Here is an 11,384-nt window from a genome sequence, read left to right on the forward strand (position 1 = left end):
ATGACCATCTGGGTCGACGCCGACGCCTGCCCCGTCCCCATCAAGCAGATGCTCTTTCGCGCCGCCGACCGCGTCGGTGTGGACGTGGTGCTGGTGGCCAATCACGCCATCGCCGTGCCGCGCTCGAAGCGGGTGCGTTTCATGCAGGTGGCACCGGGCTTCGATGTCGCGGACAATGCCATCGTCGAGGCCGCCGAGCCCGGAGATCTGGTGATCTCCGCGGACATCGAGCTGGCCGCCGACGCGCTCGCCAAGGGCGTGGCCGTGATCGGCCCGCGCGGCGAGGCGTTTTCCAACGAGTCCATCCGCGGTCGGCAGGTCCAGCGCGAGTTCATGCAGACCCTGCGCGAGAGCGGGGTGGCCACCGGCGGACCGCCGCCGCTCGGGCCGAAGGACAAGCAGGTTTTCGCCGCCGCGCTGGAGCGCTGGCTGAATCGATTCGAACGCGAGAGAAACGCATGACACTGCGACAGATCGTCCTGGATACCGAGACCACGGGCATGCCCGTCGAAGAAGGCCACCGGCTGATCGAGATCGGCGCGGTCGAACTGGTCGAGCGGCGCCTGACGCATCGCAACTACCACCAGTACCTCAACCCCGAGCGAGCGGTGGATGCCGGGGCCTTCGCCGTCCACGGCCTCTCCAATGACTTCCTCGAGAGCAAGCCGCGCTTTGCCGAAGTGGCCGACGAGTTCCTCGAGTACGTCCGTGGCGCGGAGCTGGTCATCCACAACGCCGCGTTCGACGTCGGCTTTCTCGACGCCGAGCTCAAGCGTCTCGGCTACCCGCCCCTGGCCGAGCACGTCGATCGGGTCACCGACTCGCTGGCCATCGCCCGCGAGAAGCACCCGGGGCAGCGCAACAGCCTGGACGCGCTCTGCCGCCGCTACCAGATCGACAACTCCGAGCGCACGCTGCACGGGGCCCTGCTCGATTCGGAGATCCTCGCCGACGTCTATCTGGCCCTGACCGGCGGGCAGTGGGACCTGTCCTTCGACAACCCGGCGGAGACGGCGACCGGGGGGCAGGCCGCGCTGGGCACGATCCCGAGCGACCGGCCGCGCCTGCGCGTGATCGCCCCGGAGCCCGAGGCGGCCGAGGCCCACGCCGACTGGGTCGCGCGGCTGAGAAAGGCCGACGAGGGCTTCGACTGGCCGCGTCCGTCCGGTTGACGGTGGGCCAGCCCCGGCACGTGGCCCTTGTGCCCGACCGGGATGCCTCGGTGCTTGAACGGCCGAATGGTATGCTTGAACATATCGGTTCGTCGGCGCCGGTACTTCCCTGCTACCATTCGCGCGCCGCGGTTTCGCATCACTCCGGTAGGTGGCCTTGACGGAATACATCCTCATCCTGATCAGCACCATCCTGGTCAACAACTTCGTGCTGGTGAAGTTCCTCGGCCTGTGCCCGTTTCTCGGGGTGTCCAACAAGGTCGAGACCGCCATCGGCATGTCGTTGGCGACCACCTTCGTGCTGACGCTCTCGGCGATCGCCAGCTACGTCACGCACGCATGGCTGCTGGTGCCGCTGGGGCTGGAATACCTGCGCACGATCATGTTCATCGTGGTGATCGCGGTGGTGGTCAACTTCACCGAGATGATGGTGCGCAAGACCAGCCCGCTGTTGCACAACGTGCTGGGCATCTACCTGCCGCTGATCACCACCAACTGCGCCGTGCTGGGCGTGGCGCTGCTCAACGTCCAGCAGGCCAACAGCTTCATCGAGTCGGCGCTGTACGGCTTCGGGGCCTCGGTGGGCTTCTCGATGGTGCTGATCCTGTTCTCCGCCCTGCGTGAGCGCCTGGCGGCCGCCGACGTGCCGGCGGCCTTCGAGGGCGTGCCCATCGCCCTGGTCACCGCCGGGCTGATGGCGCTGGGTTTCATGGGCTTTGCCGGGATGGTGACCGTCTGATGTGGTTGGCGATTCTTCTTGCCGTCGGACTCGCGATCTTCTTCGGCGTGCTGCTGGGCCTGGCCGCGCAGTTCTTCCGGGTCGAGGGCAACCCGCTCGCCGAGCGCATCGACGAGTTGCTGCCGCAGACCCAGTGCGGCCAGTGCGGTTACCCGGGCTGCAAGCCGTACGCCGAGGCGATGGCCAAGGGCGAGGCGGACATCAACCGCTGCCCGCCGGGCGGCGAGGCGACGATCCGCAACCTCGCCGATCTGCTCGACGTGGAATTCAAGCCGCTGGACGACGAACTCGAGGTCCAGGAGGTCAAGAAGCTCGCCGTGATCGACGAGGAGGTCTGCATCGGCTGTACCAAGTGCATCCAGGCCTGCCCGGTCGACGCGATTCTCGGTGCTGCCAAGCAGATGCATACCGTGATCGAGGACGAATGCACCGGCTGCGAGCTCTGCGTCGACCCCTGCCCGGTCGACTGCATCGACATGGTGCCGGTCGAGGAGGGCGTGGAGGCCTATCGCTTCCCGATGCCCGAATCCGCCCATCCGGTGCCCACACGTGGCCCGGAGGCCCGCAGCGAGGGTCTGGCCCATGCCTGAGGCGCGCGCCACGATCTCCCCGGGGCTGCACGGCTTTCACGGCGGGCTGGATCTCGAGTACCACAAGGCGCCGGCCTGCGAGCGTCCCATCGGCGAGATGCCGCTGGTCGACGAGTACGTCCTGCCGCTGCACATGCACATCGGCGCGCCGGCCATCCCGGTCGTGTCGGTCGGCGAGCGCGTCCGTCGCGGCCAGCTGCTCGCCCGCCCGGACGACTTCATCTCCGCGGCCATCCACGCCCCGACCTCCGGCACGATCAAGGCGATCGAGCCACGTGGCCTGCCGCATCCCGGCGGGCTCTCGGCGCAGAGCATCGTGCTCGCCGCCGACGGCGAGGACCGCGAGGCCGAGCCCTTCGACCCCTGGCCCGACTACAGTGACAAGAGCCCGGTCGAGATCCGGTCGCGACTGCGCGAGGCCGGTATCGTCGGTCTGGGCGGGGCCGTGTTCCCCACCGCCGTGAAGCTCGCGACCGCCAACCCCGGTGGGGTCGAGACCCTGGTGCTCAACGGCGCCGAATGCGAGCCCTACATCTCCTGCGACGACCGGCTGATGCAGGAGGATCCCGAGACGATCATCCGGGGCGGGCAGATGATGCTGCACGCCGTCGGCGCCTCGCGGTGCCTGATCGGCATCGAGGACAACAAGCCAGGGGCGGTCGCGGCACTGCAGGCGGTGATCGACCGGCTGGCGGCCGAGGAGGGCGAGGACCGCTTTGCCATCAGGGTGGTGCCCAGTATCTACCCGGCCGGTGGCGAGAAACAGCTGATCCGCACGCTCACCGGCATCGAGGTGCCGCGCAACCGGCATGTCACCGACTACCGACTGCTATGCCTGAACGTCGGCACCGTGGCAAACAGCTGGCGCGCGGTGGTCGAGGGTCGGGCGCTGACCGAGCGGGTGGTGACGGTGACCGGCGGCGGGGTGGCCGAGCCCCGGAACGTCCGGGTGCGTATCGGCACGCCGATGGCCGAGGTGATCGAGGCGGCCGGCGGCTACACCGAGGGGGTCGACCGGCTGCTGATGGGCGGGCCGATGATGGGATTCGCCCTGCACGACGATGCCGTGCCGGTGGTCAAGGCGACCAACTGCCTGCTCGCCATGCGACCGGTCGATCGCGACCCGACCCCGCCGCCCCAGCCATGCATCCGCTGCTCGCGCTGCTCGGAGGCCTGCCCGGCGGATCTGCTGCCGCAGCAGCTCTACTGGTATGCCCGTGCCCAGCAGTTCGAGCGCAGCCACGAGTACCACCTGTTCGACTGCATCGAGTGCGGCGTGTGCTCGGCGGTCTGCCCGTCGCACATCCCGCTGGTGCAGTACTTCCGTCACGCCAAGACCGAGATCTGGTCGGCCGAGCGCGAGCGCGCCAAGGCCGAGCACGCCCGTCGACGGTTCGAGTTCCACAACGAGCGCATCGAGCGCCAGAAGGCCGAGCGCGAGGCCGCGCTGGCGAAAAAGCGCGCCGCGATCAAGGCCGCGCAGGAAAAGGCGGCGAAGCAGGATGACAAGGCGGGCGACAAGACCGGCGAATCCCCCGCCAGGGCGAAGACCGGCGACGGTGCGCCCGCGGCGACGTCATCGGCCGGTGAGGGCAAGTCCGCCGCCGCGCTGAGCATCGAGGCGGCCCGCGCCCGGGCTAAGGAGCGCAAGGCGCGCGCCCAGCAGGTGCAGTCCGAGACGGACACGGCGAAGGATGCCGGGGCGAGCGATTCCCCCGACCGCCCGGGAGGGTCGTCATGAAGTTCCCGGTCCAGACCTCGCCGCACGTCGAGGCACGCTCGAACGTCGCCGACATGATGACCGTGGTGCTCTGGGCCCTGGTGCCGGGCACGATCGTCGCGGTCTGGCTGCTGGGCTGGGGCGTGCTGTTCAACGTCGCCCTGGCGGTGGGTGCCGCCTGGCTGGCCGAGGCCCTGATGCTGTGGCTGCGGGCACGCCCGTTCCGGCCGGCGCTGACCGACCGGTCGGTCTTGATTACCGGCTGGATACTCGCGCTGTGCCTGCCGAATCTCGCGCCGTGGTGGCTGCCGGTGGTCGGGGCGGTCTTCGCGGTGGTGGTCGCCAAGCAGCTCTACGGCGGTATCGGCTACAACCTGTTCAACCCCGCCATGGTCGGCTACGTGGTGATGCTGGTGTCCTTTCCCGAGGCGATGACCCGCTGGGGCGCGCCGGTCGAGGGTGGGGCGGCGAGCCTGTCGCTGGCCGAGGCGGCCCAGTGGACCTTCTTCGGTCTGCTGCCCGGCGCGACAGGGTTCGACGCCCTGAGCCAGGCCACCCCGCTGGACCAGTGGCGGATGGTGGCCACCCAGGGAGGTGACATCGCCGGCGCGGGCGCCTCGATCTGGCAGGGCGGGGCCTGGTCGGTGTGGCTGAACCTCGCCTTTCTCGCCGGCGGGGCGTGGATGCTCTATCGCGGGGCGATCCGCTGGCACATTCCGGTGGCGATGGTCGCCGGGGTGCTGGCGACCGCCGCCCTGCTGTGGGGCATCGATCCGGAGCGGTTCGCCGATCCGCTGTTCCACCTGGTCAGCGGCGGAGTGATCTTCGGCGCGCTGTTCGTCGCAACCGACCCGGTGACGGCCTCGACCACGCCGCGTGGTCGGCTGGTGTTCGGTTTCGGCATCGGCGTGCTGGCGGTGCTGATCCGCAGCTTCGGCAACTACCCCGACGGGGTGGCCTTCGCCATCCTGTTGATGAACCTGGCCGTGCCCCTGATCGACTACTACACCCAGCCGCCGGTCTTCGGTCGCAAGGGCCGGGCGGATGCTCGCCCGGAGGGGCACTGACGTGATCAACCTGGAACTGCGTCGTGTGGTGATCACCGCGGTGATCCTGGCCGTCTTCTTCGGCCTTGGCGTGGGCTTCGTCGCCTACACCCAGCAGAAGACCGCCGACCAGATCGAGATCAATCGCCAGGCCGTGCTGCTCGGCCAGATCATGGCCGTGCTGTCCGGCGAGCCGCACGACAACAACCCGGCCGAGGATGCCTTCCTGCTGCCCGAGCCGGAATCGCTCAACCTGGGCGAGCCGGTGATCGAGCCGGATGCCGAGGGGCTCATGCCCGCCTCGCCTGCCGGCGAGTCGCGCGAGCGGGCGATGCGTGCCGGTCAGCTGGGTTTCCGCGCCCGTGAGGATGGCGAGGTGGTGGCGGTGGCCATCCCGGTGGTCACGCATCGCGGCTACAGTGGCGATATCCGCTTGCTGGTGGGAATTCGGCCCAATGGCGAGGTCACCGGCGTGCGCGTGCTGGTACAGAACGAGACCCCGGGGCTGGGTGACAAGATCAAGGCGGACAAGACAGACTGGATCCACGATTTTGCCGGGCGCCGGCTGGGTGACCCGTCGGCCGAGGACTGGGCGGTGCAGAAGGACGGCGGGGTGTTCGACCAGTTCACCGGGGCGACGGTATCGCCGCGCGCGGTGGTCGGTGCGGTCAGGCAGGCGCTGGAATACGCCGAGCGTCATCGTCGCCAGCTCTTCGATCTGAAATCGTTGCCACCGGAGGGGGAAGACGAGCATGAGTGATCCGCGTCTGTCCGACCTGGCCCTGGACGGGCTGTGGAAGAACAATCCCGCCCTGGTGCAGGTGCTCGGCCTGTGCCCGCTGCTGGCGATCTCCAACACCACGGTCAACGCGCTGGGGCTGGCGATCGCCACGCTGGTCACGCTGCTGGTCTCCAACGGCGTGGTTTCCCTGATCCGCGACTGGGTGCGCCCCGAGGTGCGTCTGCCGGTCTACGTGATGGTGATCGCCTCGGTGGTCACCATCATCGAGCTGACCATGAACGCCCACTTCCACGAGCTCTACAACACCCTCGGTATCTTCATTCCGCTGATCGTGACCAACTGCATCATCATCGCCCGGGCCGAAGGCTTCGCCTCGCGGCACGGTTTCGGGGTGTCGATGTTCGACGGGCTGATGATGGGGATGGGCTTCGGGCTGGTGCTGGTGGCACTCGGGGCCATGCGCGAGCTGATCGGGTTCGGCACCCTGCTCGACGGAGCCGATCAGCTGTTCGGCCCCGTCGCTGCCGACTGGGGCCTGCGCGTGCTGCCCGAGCAGATGACCTTCCTCCTGGCGCTGATGCCGCCGGGCGCCTTCATCGGCCTGGCCCTGCTGGTGGCCTTCAAGCAGGCAGTCGACCAGCGTTCGGCACGGCGCGCCCGCGCCGCCCAGGCCGCGCGCAGTGGTGAGCCGGCCGCCGATCCTGTCGGCTGACATTTCGCGGGCGAACTGCTAAGACTCATCCTTTGCTCCCCGCGGCGAACGCGCGGCGCGGGGTTGCTTGCCCATCAACCGAGGAGAGCTGCATGGCCGCCGAGATCAAGACCGAGGAACTCGAATACCGCTCCGACGACCTGACCATGAAGGGACTGGTCGCCTACGATGCCAACGCCGCCGGGCACCGGCCGGCCGTGCTGGTGGTGCCCGAGTTCTGGGGGCGGACCGCCTACATGGAGAGGCGCGCTCGGGACATGGCAGAGGCCGGTTACGTGGGCTTTGCCATCGACCTCTATGGCGATGGTCGCGTCACCGAGGATGCCGGCGAGGCCACCGAACTGATGAACGCGGCGCTGGCGGACTTCGATGCCTTGATGACCCGCTACCGGCTCGCGATCGAGGCGATCAAGCGCCATGATCGCGTCGATGCCGAGCGCCTCGGCGCGATCGGTTACTGCTTCGGCGGCGCGGTGGGTCTGAGCATGGCCCGGCAAGGTGTGCGCCACGATGCGCTCGCAACCTTCCATGCAGGTATCGGCGGGCTGGCACCGGTCGCCGGGCGGGTCGACACGCCGACCTGGATATTCACCGGCGAGGACGATCCGATGGCCGACCCGCAGGAAGTCGAGCAGGTCGCCGAGGAGATGCGGGCGGCCGGCGCCGAGGTGCACGTCACCCGCTATCCGGGAGTCAGTCATGCCTTCACCAACCCGGGTGCCGACGAGAAGGCCGAGAAGTTCGGCCTGCCGTTGTCCTACGACGAGGCTGCCGACCGAGATTCGTTTACGAAGACCCTGGGGTTCTTTGCCGACAAGCTCGGCTGAGCGGCGAGCCACGCTGGGGCACCGCTGCCATCGTTGCACCACGAGGAGGCGGGGGGCGTGTCGCCGCGGCGTCAGCGCCGGCGCTTGATGGTGCCCGACGGCAACCGGGAAACGGCGTCACGTTGCGGTTGTCCCCATGCCATCCCGGCGTGACAAACAGCTGGCACGCTTCTCGCTTCAAGGAATTTGCCAACACGACACGTCTTTTCTTCATCGGTTCCGGCGTGCCCCGTTTGGTGCTCTTTGACTCCTCCTTGCTGGGCGCCCCTCGTGGGCGCCTCTTTTTTTCGCCGACCAGGCGGGCGGTGGAGAATCCCTTTCGTGACGAACTCCCCTCGCGGGGCCGGCCGCTCGGGTTAAACTGCGCCGTGGGCGGCGACCAACCCACTACTTTCGCTAACCAGGGACACCATGCATTCGGCCAACTACATCAGCGTCATCGATCGCTACCACGAGCAATCCCGCTCGATTCGCGAACTGATCGAGTCGATCATCACCGGCATCGGCGAGCCGCGCCTGCTCACCGATCAGGCGGCCCTGCATTCGGTGACCGAGAAGCTCATCGACCTCTACCCGTTCGTGGACCTGGTCTACCTGCTCGACGAGGACGGGGTACAGATCGCCGAATACGGGGCCGACGAGACCGGGCACGTCAATCGGGCGATGGGGCGAGGCAAGGGTACCGACCGCAGTCAACGACCCTACTTCAAGTTCTTCCGTGAAGGGGAATACGTTCACCTGACCGAGCCGTATCTGTCCTCGGCCTCGCGGGATCTGTGCATTTCCGCGACCCTGCAGATCGAGCACGAGGGCCGAGTGGGGTATCTGGTCCTCGACGTGGACCTGGAGGCGATGATCAGCTTCCTGCTCGGCGACACGCTGCGCCGGCGCATGGAGCCGTTCTTCCGCGCCCTGTACGGCCTGTTCGCCGCCGCCATGATGCTGGTGGCCGGAGTGCTCTTCTACAGCAGCATGAGCGAGCTGGTGCATGCGCTGATGGAGCCGGGCTGGGCCTCCGAGTTGCAGCTCAAGCCATTCGAGGTGATCGTCGTGCTCACCCTCGCCATGGCGATCTTCGATCTGGCCAAGACGGTCTTCGAGGAGGAGGTGCTGATGGAGAAGGACGTTCATCGCCACAGTACTGTCAGGCGAACCATGACGCGCTTTGTCGCCGCCATACTGGTCGCCATCCTGATCGAGGGGCTGCTCACCATGTTCAAGGTGTCGATGGGCTATTCCGACCAGGGTGCGGTCGCCACCCTGATGGTGTTCGCCGCCGCGGCCCTGCTGATCGGTCTGGGCCTGTACGTATACCTGGGCGCACTCGCGGAGAAGGCCTTGCTTGGCAACAATGGCCGCGGCCGACGCATGTGCGATGGTCGCGATCCGGAAGACCACTAAGGCCCACGAGAGACGACATGACCGCACTCGGCCCCCTGATGATCGACCTGGCCGGCCCGGAAATCACACCGGCCGACCGGCGGCGGTTGCAGCACCCCTCCACCGGCGGGGTGATCCTGTTCGCCCGGCACTTCGAGGGGCATGAGCAGCTCGCCGAACTCGTCGCCGAGATCCGGGTGATCCGCCGGCCGCATCTGCTGATCGCCGTCGACCAGGAGGGTGGTCGCGTGCAGCGCTTTCGTGGCGACGGCTTTGTTGCCCTGCCGGCGATGGGACGCATCGGCAAGCTGTTCGAAGCGGACCGCCAGGCCGGCCTCGAGGCAGCCCGGTCGCTGGGCTGGTTGATGGCGGTGCAGTTGCGCGAGGTCGGGGTGGACCTGAGCTTCGCGCCCGTGCTCGACCTCGACCGCGGCATCAGCGGGGTGATCGGCGACCGGGCCTTCGACGAGCGTCCCGAGGCGGTGATCGCGCTGGCGATCGCCTGGACCGGCGGCATGCGTGAAGCCGGCATGGCCGCCGTGGGCAAGCACTATCCCGGCCACGGCGCCGTGGCGGCGGACTCGCATGTCGCTCATCCTGTCGACCCCCGTCCGCTCGCCACCATCGAGAAGACCGACCTGCGACCGTTCAAGGCGATGGCCGAGCGACTGATCCCCGGCCTGATGGTCTCGCACGTGGTCTACCCGGAGGTGGATGCGAGGCCGGCCGGGTTCTCGCCGGTCTGGGTGCGCGAGATCCTGCGCCGACAGTGGGGCTACGAGGGTGCGGTGTTCAGCGACGATCTCACCATGGCGGCCGCCTCCGCGGTGGGCGAGATCGAGGAGCGGGTGGCCCAGTGCCTGGCCGCCGGCGTCGATATGGCGCTGATCTGCAACCACCCAGAGCTGGTCGATCGGGTGCAGAACTCGCTTGAATTCGCACCCAGTGCCCAGCGCGAGGCGCGACTGGCGCGGATGTTCGGGCACGGTCCGGTGCCCAGCGGATCGAAGCTGACCCACTCGCCTCGTTACGCCGAGGCGCGTCAATGGATCGAACGGTTGGGCATCGAGGAGCCGGACCTGTTCCCCGACCGTGCCTGATTCCCGCCAAACGGAGCAATCCATGCAAACTAGCGACTCGCTGCGCGAGCAGTCCGATGAACTCGAGGCCCTGCTGAGCCGCTGCGACCTGCTGGTCTCGCCCGACGAGATGCAGGCGACCTACGACCGGCTCGCCGGCGAGATCAATCGGCAGCTTGCCGGGCATCTGCCGGTGGTGCTGGCGGTGATGAACGGCGGGCTGGTCAGCGCGGGGCAGATCGTGCCGCGCCTGAACTTTCCGCTGGAGCTTTCCTACCTGCATGCCAGCCGCTATCGCGGCGCGACCTCCGGGGGGGCCTTGAAGTGGCTGGCCCAGCCGGATATCGAGCTTGCCGGTCGCCAGGTGCTGCTGATCGACGACATCCTCGACGAGGGTTACACGCTCGCTGCCGTGCGCGAGTGGTGCCTCGACGCCGGGGCGGCACGGGTATGGATCGCCGTGGCGACCGACAAGCAGCACGACCGCAAGGTGTCAGGGCTCGAGCCGGATTTCCGTGGCATGCCCGTGCCGGATCGCTATATCTTCGGCGAGGGCATGGACTACCATGGCCACTTTCGCAATCTGTCCGGCATTCACGCCCTTCCGGAAGGCGGGTAGTCCGGCAGCCATTCCGATATCGACGGGAGGACCGACGTGCATCTGGCAATCATCGGCGGGACGGGGCTGTCCCAGATCGAGGGCATCGACGAGGTGCGTCATCAGGTGGTGCCCACGCGTTTCGGCGAGCCATCCGGCCCGGTGACCATCGGTCGCATGCAGGGCTGCGATGTGGTGTTCCTGCCCCGGCATGGATACAACCACCGCATCCCGCCGCACCAGATCAACTACCGGGCGAACATCTGGGCGCTGCGCGAGCTCAACGTGAGTCGCATCCTCGCCGTGGCCGCCGTCGGCGGCATCCACCCCGACATGGGCCCCGGTTCGCTGGTGGTGCCCGACCAGCTGATCGATTACACCTGGGGGCGTCCCTCGACGTACTACGAGGGAGATCTCGACTCGGTCACCCACGTCGATTTCACCTACCCCTACAACTCATCCCTGCGTCGGGCCTTCCTTTCGGCCGGGGAGGCCCTCGACCTGCCGATGATCGACGGCGGTACCTACGGGGCGACCCAGGGGCCGCGGCTCGAGACGGCTGCCGAGATCCGCCGGTTGAAGCAAGATGGCTGTGACGTGGTCGGCATGACCGGCATGCCCGAGGCCGTACTCGCCCGCGAGGCGGGCATCGACTACGCGAGTCTCAACGTGGTGGCAAACTGGGCGGCCGGTGTGCATGACGGCGAAACCGTCTCGATGAAGGAGATCGAGAAGACGTTGTCGACCTCGATGCGTCAGGTGCGCCGCGTGCTCAAGGA

General features: G+C 67.9%; 13 protein-coding genes. All 13 read left to right on the plus strand.

From position 1 onward, the window contains the following. A partial coding sequence (locus ACLFRM_RS07445) for a YaiI/YqxD family protein (protein WP_410755106.1) occupies positions 1 to 462 on the plus strand: 462 nt, incomplete at its 5' end. Further along, entirely contained in the window at positions 459 to 1,172 is a 714-nt protein-coding gene (dnaQ, locus tag ACLFRM_RS07450) for a DNA polymerase III subunit epsilon (protein ID WP_410755107.1), read from the plus strand. The genes ACLFRM_RS07445 and dnaQ, both read left to right, overlap by 4 nt. 157 nt (positions 1,173 to 1,329) lie before the next feature. Then, entirely contained in the window at positions 1,330 to 1,911 is a 582-nt protein-coding gene (gene rsxA / locus ACLFRM_RS07455; RefSeq protein WP_410755108.1) for an electron transport complex subunit RsxA, read from the plus strand. Then, on the plus strand, positions 1,911 to 2,501 hold the full coding sequence (rsxB, locus tag ACLFRM_RS07460) for an electron transport complex subunit RsxB (protein ID WP_410755109.1): 591 nt from the start codon (positions 1,911 to 1,913) through the stop codon (positions 2,499 to 2,501). Before rsxA ends, rsxB begins: the two co-directional genes overlap by 1 nt. Beyond that, positions 2,494 to 4,242, plus strand: a complete 1,749-nt coding sequence (gene rsxC, locus ACLFRM_RS07465) for an electron transport complex subunit RsxC (protein ID WP_410755110.1) — start codon at positions 2,494 to 2,496, stop codon at positions 4,240 to 4,242. The genes rsxB and rsxC overlap by 8 nt, the downstream gene beginning before the upstream one ends. Then, positions 4,239 to 5,288, plus strand: a complete 1,050-nt coding sequence (locus tag ACLFRM_RS07470) for an RnfABCDGE type electron transport complex subunit D (RefSeq protein ID WP_410755111.1) — start codon at positions 4,239 to 4,241, stop codon at positions 5,286 to 5,288. The genes rsxC and ACLFRM_RS07470 overlap by 4 nt, the downstream gene beginning before the upstream one ends. Position 5,289: 1 nt before the next feature. Next, positions 5,290 to 6,027, plus strand: coding sequence for an RnfABCDGE type electron transport complex subunit G (locus ACLFRM_RS07475; protein ID WP_410755112.1), 738 nt, complete (start codon positions 5,290 to 5,292; stop codon positions 6,025 to 6,027). Next, complete coding sequence (locus ACLFRM_RS07480; protein ID WP_410755113.1) at positions 6,020 to 6,721, plus strand: electron transport complex subunit E; 702 nt, start codon at positions 6,020 to 6,022, stop codon at positions 6,719 to 6,721. The genes ACLFRM_RS07475 and ACLFRM_RS07480 overlap by 8 nt, the downstream gene beginning before the upstream one ends. Positions 6,722 to 6,813: 92 nt before the next feature. Continuing rightward, positions 6,814 to 7,548 carry a dienelactone hydrolase family protein gene (locus ACLFRM_RS07485; protein WP_410755114.1) on the plus strand — a complete coding sequence of 245 codons (735 nt, stop codon included), beginning with the start codon at positions 6,814 to 6,816 and terminating at the stop codon, positions 7,546 to 7,548. A 411-nt stretch (positions 7,549 to 7,959) separates the two neighbouring features. After that, positions 7,960 to 8,949, plus strand: a complete 990-nt coding sequence (locus tag ACLFRM_RS07490) for a PDC sensor domain-containing protein (protein WP_410755115.1) — start codon at positions 7,960 to 7,962, stop codon at positions 8,947 to 8,949. A 17-nt stretch (positions 8,950 to 8,966) separates the two neighbouring features. Next, positions 8,967 to 10,028, plus strand: a complete 1,062-nt coding sequence (nagZ, locus tag ACLFRM_RS07495) for a beta-N-acetylhexosaminidase (protein ID WP_410755116.1) — start codon at positions 8,967 to 8,969, stop codon at positions 10,026 to 10,028. A gap of 22 nt (positions 10,029 to 10,050) precedes the next feature. Beyond that, entirely contained in the window at positions 10,051 to 10,626 is a 576-nt protein-coding gene (locus tag ACLFRM_RS07500; RefSeq protein WP_410755117.1) for a hypoxanthine-guanine phosphoribosyltransferase, read from the plus strand. Between the two features lie 36 nt (positions 10,627 to 10,662). Further along, a partial coding sequence (locus ACLFRM_RS07505; protein WP_410755118.1) for an S-methyl-5'-thioinosine phosphorylase occupies positions 10,663 to 11,384 on the plus strand: 722 nt, incomplete at its 3' end.

Origin of the sequence: Guyparkeria sp. (genome assembly GCF_046540515.1) — a bacterium.
In the GTDB taxonomy this organism is placed as follows: Bacteria; Pseudomonadota; Gammaproteobacteria; order Halothiobacillales; family Halothiobacillaceae; genus Guyparkeria.